Raw genomic sequence first — 18341 nt, 5'->3', positions numbered from 1 at the left:
TCGGTATCTACACATCAATGCCTGACCTGCGGCCTGCACGTCAGGCCAGGTATTATTGACCGATAAGTCCCTGCGGCAAACAACCTATCAGTGTTCTATTTGCCCCAGATTGGCGTGTAAAACAGCGCCATTAATTACCGCGTTCTGCGCTGCAAACCACAGCGTATTGGCGATCTCCTGGGGTTGAATCAAACGCCCTTGCGTAACACCTCCAGCAATGGCATCCAAAATCGCCGGATCATGCCCCAAATGCTCGCGCAGCATTTCGGTATCGGTGAAGCCCGGACACACGCACGCCGTGTGAATACCACTACCGGCCAAATCCTGACAGGTGGCACGCATCAGGCCAACCAACGCGTGCTTGGAGGTCACATAGGAACAGCTACCCGCGACCGCTTTCTCACTCAGCGTTGACCCTACATAGATAATCGAAGAGCCACCCTTCATATGCGGCAACACCAGCTGGTTTAGCTGCAGAGCCGCAATCACGTTCAGCTGAAACACCTGCTGCAGGCTGTCTGCACTGGTATCACGCACACTGTCTTTTTTAAGCACCGCTGCATTGTGAATTACGCAGATGTTGTCTGCCGCATTCAACTCAGCGGCCAGCGGCTCGGCGCAGGCATCCGCCCAGCCCGGGTTGACCATGTCAGCGGTAATCTGCACCACCCCATCGATATCGGGCGCACTGCGCGACAGGTTCACAACCCGGTAATCCTGTTCCATAAATTGTGCGATAGTGGCGCGGCCAATCCCTTTGCTACCACCGGTAATAACCAGAATTTTTTTCATCTCTACCTCAATTATTGCTGCCAACTGGCAGAGCCCGACTGCCCCGGCCCGGAGGAAACCTTCATGATCAGGCTGCGCACTGCATTACCCTGAATAAAATCTCCATCCTCCAACAAACGCTCCAACAACAAGCGCGCAAATTCTTCAACGGTGGTATTGCGAATTGGCAATAACAACGTGTCGGCCTGCACAAAGGTCATCACCTCGCCGTTAAAGGTCACCCGGTAGTTAGTCCCGTCTTCGACAATATCCAGGTAGGGAGACTGCGCCGGAAGAATCAGATATTCATCGTACTGTGCAACCAGCTTGCGCAGACGCTGTTTGATTTCCACGTAGCTGAAACACATGCCATTGCCACCCACTTCTGCGGTGATATCCAGCGACACCCGAAAATTGTGTCCGTGCAGGCGCTCGCGCTCTGTCGCAGAGAATATGGTGAAGTGGGCGGCGGAAAATTTCAGGTCTTCCTTGGTGATCTCAATTGTTGTCAGAGTATCTACAGGCATCGGTCTCAATTCACGGTCAGGGCGAAATAACGCAGCCGCACAAAGTACTGTTTGTAAGAAAAAAATGCAAAGCGTCCGCTGGTCAAAGCCCTACATGAACACCACATTACAATTGCTGGCGAGGCATTCCGCCGACGCCAGACTGTGCTAGCCTGATAATTGACGTAACCATAACGATAATTTGGCCGGGGAACACCTCCAACGGCCTGTATGAAGGAAACACACCATGACGACACCTGCAGCCCCTCAGGGCAATCCCGGCGACATTCTCAATTGGCCGATGCTGAAGCTGAAGTATCGCACTGACCCCGCCAAACTCGCGGCATTGCTCCCGCCGGGCATCCAGCCCGGCAAAGAGCCAATTGTGACCATCACAATTTATAATTTCCCCGTCCAGAATGAGCCGGAACTGGGCTACGTGCTCAATGTGGCAGCCGACTACAACGGAACCCCCGGTGACTACACGCTCGCCCTTGGTATCGATCAGGAGGCGCCGCTGTTTCTCTGCCAGGAACTGTGGGGGCAACCTAAGTATCCGGTAAAGACCACCTACTTCAGACTGATGGATCACGTAGAAGCCAAAGTGGAGCATCAGGGCACTACATTCATCGAATTTTCTGGCGACGTGGTTGAAACCCTGGCCAACCCGGAGGACCACGAAGAACATGAATGGTGGGTTAAATGCATGCGTTCGGTGGACATGCAACCCGAAAAGTACGACTTCCCGCCACACGTTGTCGACGTGCATACCAAATACGGTACTGCTTACTTGCAGGAGCTGAAAGGCAAAATCACCCTGCGCGAAAGCGCTTGGGATCCTATTGCCACCAAACTACCAATGGTTGAGCAGATTTCAGCGTGCCTGTGGACGCCGATCTTCAAAGATCGCAGTATTACCCTTGCCGGGGAGCTGGATGGCAAACAGTACTGGCCCTTCGCCGATACCATCAGTGGCACGCGCTGGATCGGCGAAAGCGGTGCGCCGCCCAAGGGCTGACACCTCGCGGAGTATCAACGAGCTGGCCATCCAGGCCATTTATTGGCGAACTCCGGTTCGCCTTTTTTACAACTGAGGACGGCCCATGAAGCAGCCGCTATTTTTTGGTTGGTGGCAGGTGGTGGTTACCCTGCTGGTTCAGGCCGTTGCTACCGGCACCTTGGTATATGCCTATAGCGTAATGGTGGTTCCGCTAGCGACAGAGTTTCAAAGCAGTCGCATGCTGCTGATGCTCGGCATCACCACCATGACACTGGCCAGCGGTCTGTTATCACCCTGGCTCGGCGCCAAACTGGACGCCTATTCCATCAAGCGCTTCATGCTGCTAGGCGCTGCGTCACTGGGAACAGGCTTCATCGCACTGTCTTACATCACACAAATCTGGCAGATGCCAGTCATTTATGCCCTGTTCATGGCATTGAGCAGCTTAGCGCTTGGCCCGCTTGCGGTCTCCACCCTGCTGGCGCGCTGGTTCAGCAAACGCCGCGGGCTGGCGATGGGGCTGGCAGCTATGGGTACCTCCATCGGCGGCTTTCTGTTTCCGCCGCTGCTGCAGTGGATGATCGACAGTTTCGAGTGGCGCATGGCCTTTCGGCTACAGGGCGGCGTCGTACTGTTGATTTTGCTGCCATTAATTTCCCTGCTGGCCTGTGATCGGCCAGAGAGCAAAGGGTTGCACCCCGACGGTGACGACGCGCCTCCCACAACAACCGCTGGCGCCGCAAATCGTTTTGCCTCAACGAAAGACGTTTTAAAAGAACGCAATTTCTGGGTGATCGCGCTGGTAATGGGTGCCATGTTCTCCAGCTACAGCATGCTGCTGAGCAATCTTGCACCATTCGCCCTGGACAGTGGCGCAACTGCTGAGCAGGCCGCGGGGCTTATTTCCCTTATCGCCCTGTTTGGCCTGATGGGAAAACTGCTGTTTGGCACCATTGCCGATAAGGTTGATCTGCGCGCCGGTCTGGCGGGGTCTTCCCTGCTCCTAACGCTCGGGCTATTGAGCTTTCTTAACAACGACAACTTCCACTTTCTGGTCGCCGGAGCCGTACTGCTCGGTATCGCCGCCGGCGGAATGCTGCCGGTTTGGGGCGCATTAATGGCGCAGGCATTTGGCGTCGCTAATTATGGCCGCGTCATGGGCGCCATGAACCCGGTGATCATGCCCTTCAACCTGCTATCTCCCCCGCTGGCCGGCGCCATCTATGACCAAACGGGTTCCTATCAAATGACGTTTCTGCTCTTTGCCGGCCTGTTGTGCGTAGCGATTTGCCTCACCGCAGCCATTCAACTCAAACAGGACAATTGATCCAGAGTACCTATCGGCCCCGTAACGCAAAGGTAATATTCACATTCCGGCCAGCCTTGTAGTTAAACCGCATTTGTTTGATGCTGGCCTTGGGAGACAGTCTGCAACGGGGGTTTACGCAATGAGTGTGTTACTGCTAATCATCAGCGCTCTGGTTCTGCTCTATCTTGGCGCGGGGGGAAATACGGCGGTCATCGCCCTGTCTCTCGCCACGCTGTTGGGCATACACGCCGACGACTGGCATTTTGCCAGCATTCTGTTTGGCGGCCTGGGGCTGGCCATGGCTCTGTTTCTAGTCATTCCATCAAAGTTGCGCAAGCAGGAACTCAGCCGCCCCCTGTTGGGCTGGGTTCGAGGCATGTTGCCCACGCTTTCCGACACAGAATCTGAAGCATTGAAGTCCGGCACGGTCGACTGGGACGGCGAGCTATTTTCCGGCCGCCCCGACTGGAGCTATCTGCTCAGCGTAAAACACAGCCAACTCAGCGCAGAGGAACAGGCCTTTCTCGACGGCCCCGTAGAAGAACTCTGCGCAATGCTCGACGACTGGGCCATGACCCATGAAGATTACGATCTGCCAGAAACTGCCTGGCAGTATATTCGCGAGCACGGTTTCTTTGGGCTGGTCACCCCGAAAGCTTATGGGGGCAAAGGCTTCTCCCAACGCGCCCACTCCGAAATCGTCATGAAGCTGTCCACCCGCAGCGTTTCCGCCGCCGTCACCGTGATGGTGCCCAACTCCCTGGGCCCCGCCGAATTGCTCATGGAATACGGCACCGACGAACAGAAATCGCATTATCTTCCCCGACTCGCGGCCGGAGAAGACATTCCGTGCTTTGCGCTTACCTCACCCATGGCGGGCTCCGACGCAGGCGCCATTCCCGATCGGGGCATTGTCTGCATGGGCCAGTGGCAGGGTGAAGAAGTGCTCGGCCTGAAAGTCACCTGGAACAAGCGTTACATCACGCTGGCACCGGTTGCCACTTTGATCGGGCTGGCTATCAAGGTTTACGACCCGGACCACCTGATCGGTGACGACGATGTGATTGGTGTAACCTGCGTGATGGTGCCGCGCGATACCGACGGCGTAAATGCTGGCGCCCGGCATTTGCCCATGAATACCGTTTTCATGAACGGCCCCACCTGGGGCAACGATGTCTTCATCCCACTGAGCCAGATTATTGGCGGTGAAGCCATGCTTGGGCGTGGTTGGACCATGCTCCTTGAGTGCCTGTCTATTGGTCGTTCGATATCGCTGCCCGGTCTTGCCGCCGGTGCCGGCAAACTTGCCACTCTCACGACCGGTGCTTACGCCAGCGTGCGCGAGCAGTTCGGCCGCAGTATCAGCGAGTTTGAAGGCGTGCAGGAAGCGCTGGAGCAGATCGCTGGCTATACCTACATGATGGACGCGGCGCGAGTATTTACAGCCTCCATGCTTGATCGCGGGGTGCGTCCGTCAGTGCCCTCAGCCCTACTTAAATACCGCAATACCGATTTAATGCGCACCGTGGTGAATCACTCCATGGATGTAGTTGCCGGGCGCGGTGTGATCACCGGCCCTCGCAATTTTATGGCGCGAATCTATCAGGCGGTGCCCATCGCCATTACGGTAGAAGGGGCAAATATTCTGACCCGCAGCCTGATGGTGTTTGGTCAGGGCGCTATCCGCTGCCACCCCTACATTGTGGAAGAAATCGAAGCAGCCAATATGGATGACGCGGCAGCCGCCGTGGATAAACTCGACGGCGTATTCTTCCGTCATATAGCACACACTTCCGGCAACGCGTTGCGCGCCGCCGCACTGGGCCTTACCTTTGGCACGCTGGCAAGTGTCCCGACTCGGGGCGAATTGAAGCGATACTACCGACAACTTACCCGATTTTCTGCCGGTTTCGCGCTCCTGACCGATGTTGCCCTGCTAACCCAGGGCGGCGCACTGAAGGCACGTCAGCGGCTATCCGGCCATATGACGGATTGTCTGGTACAGCTCTATTATGCCTCTGCCATTATCAAGCAATGGCACGAAGACGGTTATCCCGAAACCCACCGCGCAGCGGTGGAATGGGGACTGCAATCCTGCCTTCACGATCTGCAGGAACATATGCGCCGCGTAATTGACGATTTTCCGGTGAAAGCGCTGCGCTGGCCATTGCGCCTGATGATTTTCCCTCTGGGCCCGATTGGCCTGCGCAAACCAAGCAGCGAACTTGGTACCACACTGGCCAATGCTATCACCGCCGATACCCCTCTGCGCGATCGCCTGATCGAAGGCACCTACTTCAACAATCACCCAAGCGATCCCATCGGCCGGGTGCTCAACGCCTGGCAGCTAGCCAACGACACCCAAGCGTTGCGTGATCAATTACATAAAGCGGTGCGCCAGCGCGATGTCAATGAGCTCGATGGCATCGCCCTGCTGATGGGACATGAACGGCGTGAACTGGTGGACTGGGCGGTTAGCAATGGCGTTATTGAAGAGAGTGATCGCAAACAGCTACTGGACGCGCTGACCGCGCTTTATGACGTGATTCGCGTTGACGCTTTTGATGCCGACGGGCTAAAGGATATCGCCGCCGATGCCAAGGGCAAACGCAAGGTGGTAGAACGCCCGGCAGATCAGTACTGAGATTTCAGTACTTTTTTTCCAACATACTGACAAGCTCTCGAAAGCGGGCTTTATTAGTGTCGTTCAGGCCCATCAACACACGGTGGGCCTCCAGCACTTTCTGTTTCACCTGCCCTTCTGAGCCCTCAACCTGGGGCAATTCACCCAAATCCTGGTCTGTGCTCAGCGGGTGCTGACGAATTTTGAAAACGCGGTCAAAACCCATGCTTTGCAATACACGGGTAATATCGGGATTCGTGGAGAGTATAACCGGCACAAAGTTAAACCGATTACGGGTCATCAGCGCCAGTTTAGCCAAAAGCCCCAGCGTAGTACTGTCCACGTTGTCGGCTTCCGTCAGGTCGACAATCACGCTGGAAAAATCGGTGCTGCTGAACATTTCTTCAAAATAGTCATCAAGCACATTGCACAGGGTCAGGCGTACATCGCCCACCAGCTTGATAACATTTGATCCGTGATGTTCAGCAACCATGATTCTACCTGGTTGCATAGGTCTAAACTCGCGACACTACCAGCACTGCAATATCATCGGGAGCTTCCTCGATGGTATCCAGTTTGAAGGTGTTAACCACATCATCGGCCGTCTGCGGGCCGTCCTCAAGCGCCTCAAGCAGATACTGCTCTTTGGCGATAACCCCCTTAGGGTTTAACACCTCTAATATACCATCCGAGAACAAGGTGAGAACAGCCTTGGGCGGCAGCGCCATGCGGTGTTCTGAATAGGTGACCTCCGGAAACAGGCCCACCGGCAGGTCGTGACCTTCCAGATAACGCGCCACACCGTCGACACTGATGATTGGCGCTGGCAAGTGCCCGGCGATACTGTAGCAAAGTTCGTCACTGTGAAGATCAATCACCCCGACACACATGGTCACGTGCTTGTCGATCTCCATACCCAGCAACTCACGGTTTGCCTTGTCCAGCATATGCGCAGGCGACAGGATCGCGCTGTTGTGGCGGTGGTGAAAATCACTGCGCTTGCGGGCGAACAGGTTTTTCAACATCACGGTAACAAAGGCGGAACTGGCGCCGTGGCCCGACACATCGGCCACGAAAAAGACCGCATAGCGATCCCCTACAATAAAATAGTCGATGAAATCGCCACTGAGATAGAGCGAGGGAAGAATATGCTGGTGAAAACGGTAGTTACCAATAATTTTGGGCGTTTCCGGCAGCATTTTAAGCTGGATATGGCGCCCCGCCTGCTGATCCTTCTTAAGGTGACTCAAGCTTTCCAGCAACTCGCGGTTCGCGGCTTCCAGTTTATCCCGATATTCGCGGTTTTCACGCCGCAGCGCACCCTGCTGCATGGCCCGTTCCATGGCGTGCCCCAGCAGCTTGTCATCACCAATGTTGCTGGTAATCATCAGGTAGTCGCAGGCCCCTTTGCGCAGAGCCTCAACAACGTCAGCCATCAGCCGGCGCCGGGAAATAACGATAACCGGAATCTCGCGTCTATCGCTAGTGAGGATTTCCAAAATACCGCGCCCGTTATCGCTGACATACAGGTCCAGCAGAACAGCCGACACGGTATTTTCCATAAAGGCCTGGACGCCCTCTTCACCGCTACCGTAGGCGTCAACCTCATAGCCTTGACGTTCGAGCGCCGCCTGCAACTCGTCACGTTGGGCATCGGCTCGCTGAATGATAATCAGCCGTTTAGCACATTTGGCAGTGGCCATTGTTGGCTACTTATAACCTCGTCAAATCTGACTTCATAACTCAGTATAGACTGCTGGCGCGCACTGCCCCGGCCGGAGCTACCCACTAGAAGTCGTCCCATTCCTCGAATTCTTCCTCGCCAAAACTATCTTCCACTGGCGCACCATCGCTTATCAAATATTCGCGTCGCTGCAGATAAGCGTCTCGCATAAACGTGTAGCGGTCACCGGATAGCAGGCTTTCAGTTTTCAGCAGGTTAGCGCGTGTGTTCACCAAATCCAGAAAACGCAGTTGATTGCGTGTGCGCACATGATCAACCTGGCTGACTGCATCGACCTGAGCGTCGATGACCGCGGCGCCCGCGTCGCGCACAGTGGAGGGGCCGAGAATCGGCAGTACGACATACGGACCGGGCCCAACCCCCCAGTAACCCAGGGTCTGGCCAAAATCTTCGGTGCGCCGGGGCAAGCCGATATGGGCCGCGACCTCAAAGAAGCCAGCGACACCGACGGTGCTGTTCACCACAAAGCGGGTAGCGTCGGTGGCCGCCGCCTTAAACTTGAACTGACCCAGATCAGCAACGATATTCAGCAACTCGTGAAGGTTGTTGAACATATTGTCTATTCCGGTTTCAGCAAAACTCGGCAATACCGCCTGATAGCCCTTGGCAATGGGTTTGGCAACATACTTGTCTGCCACCTCGTTAAAGGCGAAAACCTGACGATTCATCCCCTCCCAGGGATCTGGATTTTCAGGCTGACTCGCACAACCGGTAAGCACGGCCAATAAAACAGCTAAGAGGGCTTTCAGTGGGGATAAACGGATGAACATTCCAGATAGAATCGCCAGATTTATTATTGATACGCAACGATATAGCGGTTTGGATGCTAAATCCAGCGGATTCCCGCCGGGAATCAGCGCAGAATAGACGCAGCCTGTAACTGCGCCATCAAATCTGCGCCAAAATGGAGCAATTGCCCGGGATCCGGATGACTCATCTCAACCGCCAGTTGCTGCAGTACCTCTGCGCCTGAGCTTGCCGACCCTTCCTGCAACAGCGCCAGCAGACGAAACGTCACAGCATTAATTTCCATAAATTCCACGTCGTCATCCGGCGTACGATAAACCACCAGATAGGTCGGCTGGATTGGCGGCTGATCGGGCTGAAAAGCCGGGCCGAGCTGATGCACGGGAAAGCGGTAAGCCAGCGGCCAAGCCAGCGATGACACTGCCGGCAATCCGGCCAGAACATCGTCACAGCAAGCAGCCAAATCGTCATCTGGAGCCACATCAAGTGCCAGTTCCACCCACTCATAGTGGGCCAGCTCCTGCATAAAGGGCGGATCACCCGGACGCTCCCCTCGCTCGTGCTCAAGATAGGCAAGAAACTCTTCACTGATCTCAAGAAAATAGGGGCTACGACACAAGTGACTACGCATGAAATCCCGCACCATGGCATGCCAAGCCTCATCGCTGAAGATCGACCGCAACACGGGAAAGCCACTACTCAGGAACCCTTCGATATTGTTGTAAAACAATTCCCGGTATATCTTGAGCCGCCGCCCCTCAATCCCGGAGGGGCCGGCATGGCGCTCAGGGTCACGAATGTGACGGGTTAGATCGCCCTGTAGCTGCTGGAACGTCGTCATGGGGTCGCTTCCACAGGGGCTTGTACACGCCGCTGTGCTGCCCTAACACGCGCCACTTCGCCCAGCAGCTCGGCCATGGGTGGAAAGTTAAAATCCCTTTCCACCAGCGTGGGCAACACGCCCAGCCTATCGTATGCGGCATCCAGCAAGGCCCATACCGGCTCAATGACATCGGCCCCGTGGGTGTCCACACGAAGATCTTCTGCCTCCTCGTAGTGTCCTGCAATATGCAGGTAACAGGCACGCTCCAGCGGCAATGCATCCATAAATACGAGGGGATCATAGCGATGGTTAATGCTATTAACGTAAATATTATTTACGTCCAGCAGCAATTTACAGTCGGCACTTTCCAAGACTGCGCGAATAAAGTCGCTCTCCGACATTTCCTGCCCCGGTGCGGCGTAATAGGACGCATTTTCCAAGGCAATCTGCTGACCCAATACATCCTGAACTTCCTTCACCCGATCCGACACATGGCGTACCGCAGCTTCAGTAAAAGGGATCGGCATCAGATCGTAGAGCTGACCTTCATCAGCACAATAGGTCAGGTGTTCGGTATACAAAGGGCACTGGTAGTCGCGCATGAATTCGCGAATTGAAAGCAGCAACTCGCGATCTAATGGCGCAACGCCACCTATATTGAGTGACAGGCCGTGAAGATAGATGGGATAGCGATCAGCGAAGTAGTCAAAATCCTTGCGCAAGCGCCCACCGAGGTGCATCCAGTTCTCGGGCGCCACTTCCATAAAATCGACATCCCCGGGCGCGATGGCTTTTAGCGCGCCACTTATGGCGCGCCGCAAACCCAGGCCGGCTTTTACATCAGCCACGGAACGCTCCGCTTAGTGGCTACCGCACTTACCTTCGCCACATTTGCCCTCTTTAGCTTTAGAGCTGGCACCACACTTACCTTCGCCACACTTACCCTCTTTGGCTTTAGAGCTGGCGCCACACTTACCTTCACCGCATTTGCCTTCAGCTTTGGCTTTAGACTCAGCGCCGCATTTGCCTTCGCCACACTTGCCTTCACCACATTTGCCCTCAGCTTTCGCTTTGGCTTTAGACTCGGCTCCGCATTTGCCTTCGCCGCATTTACCTTCACCGCACTTGCCTTCAGCCTTGGCTTTCGACTTGGCGCCACACTTACCTTCGCCACATTTGCCCTCTCCACACTTGCCTTCCGCATGCTTGCCGTAAGAAGCAAGATCGTAACCCGCGCTTAAGTGGTTCGCAGCAAAGGGGTTAGTTTCGGCACTGACAACGGCGCTGCCGGTACTCGCCAGAAAAGCTGCACTCAATGCGGCTGCCAGAGGTTTTTTGCTTAGTTTCGCCATGGAATTACTCTCCTAAAAGGTATTACGCTACTTGGATGCAGCACACCGGCAGATGTTACAACCCGGCATCAAAATTTCATCAATGTACACAACAAGGTCCCGAAGGTGTCCGGCCTTAACCCTGTTGTTATGGGCAAATGTAACGACGCCGTCAAGCAGTAATTACTCCCCCAGACACGAACGAACCCTGGCAACTTGACATCATACCCGGGGAGCCTGTGCCGCCTGAATGTCACGCCACAGGGTTTTCAGACGTTTTTCGGATACAGGACTGTCTGTGCCCAACTTCTGGGCATATAAAGACACCCTAAACTCTTCCAACAACCAGCGATAGGTATTAAGCGGCGCGTCTTCAGGGCCCTGCGCCAATTGCTCCGGTGTTGTTTGCTGCCACAAAGGCTCGGTAACCGTCTTCAATGTGATGTTTAGCTGACGCTCGCGTTGATATTGGCCTTCCAGCTTATCGAGGCGCCACTCCAGCGCTGTTAGATAACGCGGATAGTGCTGTAACCTGTCAAGTGGCAACAGCCGAAGGAAACGCGGGAACAACAACCCGTCAAGTTGAGCACGAACATCCGCTACCGTTTCAATCCAGGTCAGCTGGGTCAGCGATTTCAGTTGGCGCTGCACCGCCGCTGCACCTGCCAATATCGACTCCGCCAGCGCCTCTCTGAGCTCAACCGCAGGCAATAACTCACTGCGGCCTCGCGCCAGCAGCTGATCATAGTCTTCTTTAGAGCGCGGCAATGGTTGTCCCTGTAAATACGCCTGCTCAACCGCCGCTTCCAGCAAGGCCTCAAGCCAATCGCGGCGCTGCACTTTCAACGCCGCAAACTGCAACTGCGCGGCATTGGATTTAAGCATGCGATCGCGCAGCGGCTTTAATTGTTTTGCCAAACCCAGCATTAATAACCGCACCACCGCCTGACGACTCGATATTTCGGCTTCCACAGCCGTATCCAGTAGGCGGCTTTCTACACTATCGCCACGATCTACCAGCGCTGGATACACGGTTACTTCAGCGCCAGCCTGACGGATGCGTCGGGAGGTGGGCAAGGAATCAAACTGCCAACTGCTTGCCCGTTGCGATTCAAAGTCTACAGAGCCTTTGGCTTGCAAACTGGCTGTAGCCTGATCGGAGAAGCGGCTTTTCAGGGCGTGCAAATCGCGCCCCTGCGCGAGAAGCTGACCATTGTCACCCAGCACCCTGAAGTTCATTTGATAATAGGCATCCAGCGGCTCAGCACTCCACAGTGATGAAGGAATGTCCTCACCGGTAACGCGCTTGATCGCCTCGCCAAGTGCCAGACTCAGGGGACGATCGTCCGCCTGCATCGCCGCTAACGCCTTGCCCACCGTAACCGGTATGGGCATGAATTTCTTGCGCCACTGCTTCGGCAGCGCTTTCACCAAGGCCACGCATTTTTCCTGCAACAGCCCCGGCACCAACCATTCCGGCAGATGATCCGGCACGCGGTTGAGCAATACCAACGGGATATCCAGACTGACACCGTCGGCCTCATGCCCTGGCTCAAATCTATATTTCAACGGAAGACGCAATTCCTGCCAGCGCCAGGTATCAGGAAACTGGTCGACCGTCTGCTGATCCGTTGACACAGCCAACACATCATTTGCCGACATATTCAGACTACTGCGCTCGGCTTCTGAAGCTTGCTTCAGCCAGCTCTCCAGATGGCGACTGCTGACGATGTCCGCTGGTAACCGCGCATCATATAAGGCGAAGAGACCATCGTCACTGAGCAGCAAATCGCGGCGACGCAGCTTGCTTTCCAAAGCAAGAACCTCGGCAATTACGCGCTTATTATGGTGAAAGAACGTCGCCTTGCCGCGGTACTGGCCTTCCACCAGTGCGCTGCGAATCAATATCTCGCGCGACAGAGCCGGGTCTATAACACTGTAGTTGATGCGTTTTCGATCCTGAATGACCAAACCGTATAGACTGGTTTGCTGGAATGCAGAAACGCGACCCGCACGCGCCTGCCAGTGTGGTTCGAAGTATTGGTATTTCAGTACCGCGTCGTTGATTCCTAAAATCCACTGCGGATCAATTTTCGCAACGCAGCGGGCATAAAGTTGGGTGGTTTCTGCCAGTTCTGCAGCCACAATCCAGGCTGGATTTTTTCGGAATAAGGCTGAACCCGGAAAGATACGCATTTTGCGGTTACGGGTACCCAAATAGAGATGCTCTTCATCTTTTTTAGCCACATGGCTGAGGAAACCTGCTAGTAAGGCCCTGTGCAACGAAAGGTAGTCAGCCGGCTCCGCGTTCAGTTTCCAACCGTTTTCACGACACAACAACTTGAGTTGCCAGTGCAGCTCTCGCCATTCCTGTGCACGCGTAAAGGCTATAAATTCTCGCTGACACAGCTTGCGGAACTGGTTCCCGGAAAGCGCCTGGCGTTGTTCTTCCAGATAATTCCAGAGATTCACGAAGGCGACAAAGTCTGACTCCTTGTCCGCGAAACGACGGTGTTTTTCGTCAGCAGCCTGCTGCTTGTCCGCAGGCCGCTCCCGCGGGTCCTGAATACTCAGGGCGCTGACGATGATCAGCGCTTCGCTAAGGCAGCCCGACGCACTGGCGGCTTCCAGGATGCGCGCCATCCGCGGATCAACCGGTAATCGCACCAGCTTTCGCCCGAGTCCGGTAAGCTCGCCCGATTCAACTGCGCCGAGCTCCTCCAACAACTTGTACCCATCGTTGATAAAACGGCGATCAGGTGCGTCGACAAAGGGAAACTTTTCAATACCACCCAGCCGCATATTCAGCATCTGCAGAATGACCGATGCAAGATTGGTTCGCTGGATTTCCGGTTCAGTGAATTCGGGGCGAGCGTTGAAATCCTCTTGCGAATACAAGCGCACACAGACACCCGGCGCTATCCGGCCGCAGCGACCTGCTCGCTGATTGGCGCTGGCTTGAGAAATCGGTTCAATCGGAAGGCGTTGTACTTTACTGCGATAGCTGTAACGACTGATCCGGGCGGTACCGGTGTCGATCACATAGCGAATGCCAGGCACTGTCAGCGAGGTTTCCGCCACATTGGTCGCGAGCACCACGCGCCACCCACGCCGCGACCCCTCGTCGAAAATACGTTGCTGCTCACTGCCGCTAAGGCGCGCGTAGAGTGGCAAAACTTCCAAACCCAACAGGGATGATTTGCGCAGCTGCAGCGCAGCCGCACGAATCTCCCGCTCACCACTGAGAAAGACCAGCACGTCTCCCTGCTGACGACCACCCTCGTCATGCAACTCCCATAAGGCCTGTTCTATGGCTTCTGCCTGATCCAGCTCCGGGCTCAATTCCTCCAGCGGCCGATAACGGGTTTCCACCGGGTAGGTCCGCCCCGAAACTTCAATCACCGGCGCATTATCGAAATGTCGGGAAAAACGCTCTACATCAATCGTGGCCGACGTAATGACCACCTTGAGATCTGTGCGTTTGGGTAGCAGCAGCTTTAGATAGCCCAGTAAAAAATCGATGTTGAGACTGCGCTCGTGGGCCTCATCAATAATCAGGGTATCGTAGCGGTACAGCAGCGGGTCATTTTGTATTTCTGCCAGCAGAATACCGTCGGTCATCAATTTGATATGACTGAGTGCGGAAACCTGGTCCTGAAAACGCACCTGAAAGCCTACCGACGCGCCCAACTCAGTTTTCAGCTCACTGGCAATCCGTTGGGCAACGGTGCGCGCGGCGAGACGCCGGGGTTGAGTGTGGCCAATCAGGCCGCGTACGCCACGACCCGCCTCGAGACAGAGCTTGGGTAACTGGGTCGTTTTGCCCGAACCGGTTTCGCCGGCGACAATAATAACCTGGTTCTGATCAAAAGCCTCTCTGAGCCGACCTATCTCTCGCGCTACCGGCAGATCCGGGTAATGAATAGCGGGCACCGCGGCACGTCGCTGTGCATAGCGCTGGCGCGATGATTCAAGCACCGCGTCGAGACGCTGCTGCAACCGATCGCAGGGCTTTCCCAGCTGCTGGCGGCGCGCCAGATCCCGAGCCAGTTTTTGTAATTTCGGCCAATCACCGCTGCAGCACTCAGCCAGCCATGACGTGTCGAGGCTTTCCTCTTTCATACCCATCCAAAACGAAAAAACGCCCCGCAGGGCGTTTCTCTACAACATTGCGGAGAAATCGATCAGGCCGATTTTAATTCCTCATCGCGCAATTCGCGACGTAAAACTTTGCCCACATTGGATTTGGGCAGTTCTTCGCGCTGCTCGATGTACTTAGGAATTTTGTAGCCAGTCAACTGTTCACGCAGGTGGGCCTTAAGGGAATCTTCATTCACCGCGCCGTTTTTGCCCACTACGAAGATCTTGACCACTTCACCTGATTTGTCATCCGGCACGCCGATCGCGGCGCATTCCGCCACTTCTGGGTGGCTGCAGACCACATCTTCAATTTCATTCGGGTACACGTTGAAACCGGACACCAGAATCATGTCTTTCATCCGGTCAACAATCTTCATGTAACCATCTGCCTGCACGACAGCCACGTCACCGGTGTGCAGCCAACCGTCTTCATCGATCATTTTGGCGGTTTCATCATCGCGCTGCCAGTAACCCAGCATGACCTGCGGGCCACGAACACACAGCTCACCGCGCTCTCCCACTGGTTGCGCCGAGCCATCGTCACCAACAATCTTGATTTCAGTGTTCGGCACCGGCACACCAATGCAGCCAATCTGGTTGGCGCCACCCGGATTGGTTGACACCACAGGAGAGGTTTCGGTTAGACCGTAGCCCTCATAGATTTCGCAACCAGTCATCTCATGCCAGTTTTTGGCCGCCGCAGAAGTCAGTGCCATGCCGCCAGACAGCGTCATTTTAAGCTCTGAGAAATCGATTTCCTTGAACTCCGGATGCTTCATCAGGCCAACGAACAGGGTATTGAGCCCGCTCATGCCGCTGAATTTCCACTTTTTCATCTCCTTGATGAAAGCGTCCATATCACGCGGATTAGGAATCAGCACGGTATGGTTACCCTGCATCATCACAATAAAGCCAAGAGTAAATGAATAAATATGATAGAGCGGCAGCGGACCGATAAAGGTTTGAGGGCCCTCTTTAAACCCGTAGGTATCAAAAATACTGGCAGCCTGCAGCACATTGGCTATGAGGTTGCGATGGGAAATCATTGCTCCCTTGGAAACCCCGGTGGTACCGCCGGTGTATTGCAGCAATGCCACATCGTTTGCTGCAGGATCAGCAACCTTCAGTTTCAGTTTACGCCCCTGAGCAATCGCCTTGCGGAAAGGAATGGTGCCCGGCATGGAGTATTCGGGGATCATTTTCTTGACATGCTTGGCGGCAAAATTGATCAGCCGACCTTTCAACGGCGGGTGCAGATCCGCAATCTCGGTCATGATCACCGTCTTAACGGGTGTCTCGGACAGAACTTCGGCTGCGGCTTCCCCCACGTTGGCGAGCAGGATCAGGGCTTTCGCACCAGAGTCATTCAACTGGTGCTTGATTTCCCGTGGGCTGTACAACGGATTGGTATTCACCACCACAAAGCCTGCTCGCAGTACAGCAAACAAAGTGACAGGGTACTGAATGATGTTGGGCATCTGTATCGCTACGCGATCGCCCGGTTGCAAATCCGTCTTTTGTTGAAGGTAGGCGCCTAACGCCGCAGATTGCTCTTCCAGTTGGCCGTAGGTCAGAGTATGGCCGACGCTGGTTACCGCATCGCGGTCGCGGTAGCTTTTGATGCAGAAATCAAATAACTCAACCAGGTTTTTAAACTGATCCGGATTTATGGTTTCCGGCACGCCGGCACGCTTTTGACCGGCAGCAATCGCCTCACTTACAGATATGGCTTGTTCTGACACGTTCCTTCCTCAGACTTGACTAAGACTTTGTTATCGCCCGCAGGAAAAGCGGCGCGGGATTATAAATCCTCGTGAAACTAACCGTGTTTACAGGCCCTGTCAACGCGGGCCCACAGGATTAGATCAGCTATATCCGCTATTCATCCGATCAATGGAAATACACCCCGACGCCGCACTAAAATCTTGCACTCGAAGCGGCCAGATCAGGCTCTCGAAACAACACACCCTCAGCCAATCCATTCCCCGCCGCTCCACCACTGACCAGACTCGATCACCACCTATCACTCCGGCGAAGGGCCCTCGCCCAATAGCCCGCAGGCTTTATATAGCGAGCACAACGGGCGATACGCCTCAAGTCACTGCCTGCATTCAAAAATCGAGCTTAGCGATCTTTCAGACCCCGAAATTACGATCGGGTAAGAAAGACGTAACAATTTTGACGCTGGCGCCGAAATCTGTACAATTTGCCGCTATCTGGCGGCGCCATACACGCACAAACCGTGCCCGGATACTTAATTTTAAGAAAGAATCACCAGATTTCTGGACTTTATTGCACTTTTTAACTGTAGAGCTTCCACCTCACTTATGACTTTCAGCTATTTAGTTCGCCTCAGCGCTGCGTGCCTGACCCTTGTGTGTCTGTTTTCTGGACACACACTCGCTCAGGGAGCTGCACAGGAACTGGCCAAACTGGAATCTCGCCAAAGTGCCCTGCTGGGCAAAATGCAGCAACTGCGGCAAGAGTCTCAAGATCTCAGTGAGACGATGGCCAACACCGAACCAGCAGATGGTCCCGAAAAAACCGCCTACGAAGAAGCTGTCGCGATCTTCGAGGAGGCCAGTGAAACTTACGAAGCCGAGCCCACCTCCACCAACAAGAGCCGTCTTCGCAACGCCGAATTCAAACTCCATCTTGCAGAACGCAAATACCGCTCCGGCAGCGAAGAATTGCGCAAGCTGGAGGCCCGCCAGGATGCAGTGGAAACCGAATTGATTGCTGTTCGACGCGAACTCGATACGATTGCCGAGCGCATCCCGCGACTGGAGCAACAGGTCGCAGTGCAGCGAGCCCGCGAACGCGAACAGGCAGAAGCCGCTCGACGGGCAGCGGCTGCCCAGGCGCGTAACGAAAGTAAAGCCACACAACAGGCTGACGCACCGCAACCAGCACCTGCCCCCGCTGGCCCGCAGCATCAAAACACTGCACCGGCCAAAACGGCAGCACTTGCTGAACCCGTTGAGCTGGATAAGGGCTTTGTACTACTGACCAACAAAGCGCAAGTATTAACCGAACTGGCAAACCTGCAATTGCGTATCGGTGGCGACAGCCTGAAAATCCGCAGCAACAAGATTTTGAATGTGCGGCATTTTGTCGACGGTAAAGAAGCCGAGAAAAATAGCCACCGCTTCAAAGGACTAGGCAATTACCAATACCGCGCCACTGCGGTATTGCATGAAGGTGAGAACCGGATTCGGGTATCGTTCTCGCGCTGGAACATTGATATGCCTGCCGATTTTGCCGGCCAGGAACTGGTGATTCTGATGGACGCCAGCGACCGTAACTCGCCCAAGATTGTCTGCTACCCTAGCGCACTCGACCCCTGA

The 18341-nt window shown here is 54.9% G+C and carries 14 protein-coding genes; 4 read left to right on the top strand and 10 right to left on the bottom strand.

Going from position 1 to position 18341, the window contains the following annotated elements; all coding sequences use genetic code 11:
- Positions 1-87: 87 nt before the first annotated feature.
- Complete coding sequence (locus tag ABYP39_RS02475) at positions 88-792, bottom strand: SDR family NAD(P)-dependent oxidoreductase (RefSeq protein ID WP_372780981.1); 705 nt, start codon at positions 790-792, stop codon at positions 88-90.
- A gap of 11 nt (positions 793-803) precedes the next feature.
- Positions 804-1298, bottom strand: coding sequence for a 6-pyruvoyl tetrahydropterin synthase family protein (locus tag ABYP39_RS02470; protein WP_372747266.1), 495 nt, complete (start codon positions 1296-1298; stop codon positions 804-806).
- A gap of 226 nt (positions 1299-1524) precedes the next feature.
- On the opposite strand from ABYP39_RS02470, the gene ABYP39_RS02465 reads away from it, so the two are divergent.
- From ABYP39_RS02465 to ABYP39_RS02455, 3 genes are all read left to right on the top strand, one after another.
- A complete protein-coding gene (locus ABYP39_RS02465) occupies positions 1525-2295 on the top strand; it encodes an acetoacetate decarboxylase family protein (RefSeq protein ID WP_372780979.1) in 771 nt (256 codons plus the stop codon).
- Positions 2296-2380: 85 nt separating this feature from the next.
- Positions 2381-3604, top strand: coding sequence for an MFS transporter (locus ABYP39_RS02460; protein ID WP_372747268.1), 1224 nt, complete (start codon positions 2381-2383; stop codon positions 3602-3604).
- A gap of 121 nt (positions 3605-3725) precedes the next feature.
- Positions 3726-6230 (top strand): acyl-CoA dehydrogenase, encoded by a 2505-nt coding sequence (locus ABYP39_RS02455; protein WP_372758161.1) that lies wholly within the window; start codon positions 3726-3728, stop codon positions 6228-6230.
- Between the two features lie 4 nt (positions 6231-6234).
- Here ABYP39_RS02455 and ABYP39_RS02450 read toward each other — a convergent pair whose 3' ends face one another.
- The 8 genes from ABYP39_RS02450 to ABYP39_RS02415 all read right to left on the bottom strand — a co-directional run bounded on the left by ABYP39_RS02450 (position 6235) and on the right by ABYP39_RS02415 (position 16736).
- Positions 6235-6720, bottom strand: coding sequence for an STAS domain-containing protein (locus tag ABYP39_RS02450; RefSeq protein ID WP_372747270.1), 486 nt, complete (start codon positions 6718-6720; stop codon positions 6235-6237).
- Between the two features lie 4 nt (positions 6721-6724).
- Positions 6725-7912, bottom strand: coding sequence for a PP2C family protein-serine/threonine phosphatase (locus tag ABYP39_RS02445; RefSeq protein ID WP_372747271.1), 1188 nt, complete (start codon positions 7910-7912; stop codon positions 6725-6727).
- Between the two features lie 85 nt (positions 7913-7997).
- Complete coding sequence (locus tag ABYP39_RS02440) at positions 7998-8723, bottom strand: VacJ family lipoprotein (RefSeq protein ID WP_372747272.1); 726 nt, start codon at positions 8721-8723, stop codon at positions 7998-8000.
- 83 nt (positions 8724-8806) lie between these two features.
- Positions 8807-9541, bottom strand: coding sequence for a DUF2063 domain-containing protein (locus ABYP39_RS02435; protein WP_372747273.1), 735 nt, complete (start codon positions 9539-9541; stop codon positions 8807-8809).
- Positions 9538-10371, bottom strand: a complete 834-nt coding sequence (locus ABYP39_RS02430; RefSeq protein WP_372747274.1) for a DUF692 domain-containing protein — start codon at positions 10369-10371, stop codon at positions 9538-9540. The genes ABYP39_RS02435 and ABYP39_RS02430 overlap by 4 nt, the downstream gene beginning before the upstream one ends.
- 12 nt (positions 10372-10383) lie before the next feature.
- On the bottom strand, positions 10384-10875 hold the full coding sequence (locus ABYP39_RS02425; protein WP_372758162.1) for a hypothetical protein: 492 nt from the start codon (positions 10873-10875) through the stop codon (positions 10384-10386).
- Positions 10876-11076: 201 nt separating this feature from the next.
- A complete protein-coding gene (gene hrpA, locus ABYP39_RS02420) occupies positions 11077-14976 on the bottom strand; it encodes an ATP-dependent RNA helicase HrpA (protein ID WP_372780977.1) in 3900 nt (1299 codons plus the stop codon).
- A gap of 62 nt (positions 14977-15038) precedes the next feature.
- The gene (locus ABYP39_RS02415) at positions 15039-16736 is read right to left on the bottom strand and encodes an AMP-binding protein (RefSeq protein ID WP_372748887.1); all 1698 of its coding nucleotides are present in this window, start codon (positions 16734-16736) and stop codon (positions 15039-15041) included.
- A gap of 633 nt (positions 16737-17369) precedes the next feature.
- Between ABYP39_RS02415 and ABYP39_RS02410 the strand changes: the two genes are divergently transcribed.
- Entirely contained in the window at positions 17370-18341 is a 972-nt protein-coding gene (locus ABYP39_RS02410) for a hypothetical protein (RefSeq protein WP_372780975.1), read from the top strand.

The organism is Litorivivens sp., assembly GCF_041625495.1.
In the GTDB taxonomy this organism is placed as follows: Bacteria; Pseudomonadota; Gammaproteobacteria; order Pseudomonadales; family Spongiibacteraceae; genus Litorivivens.
This window is presented reverse-complemented; position numbering and strand designations above follow the sequence as displayed.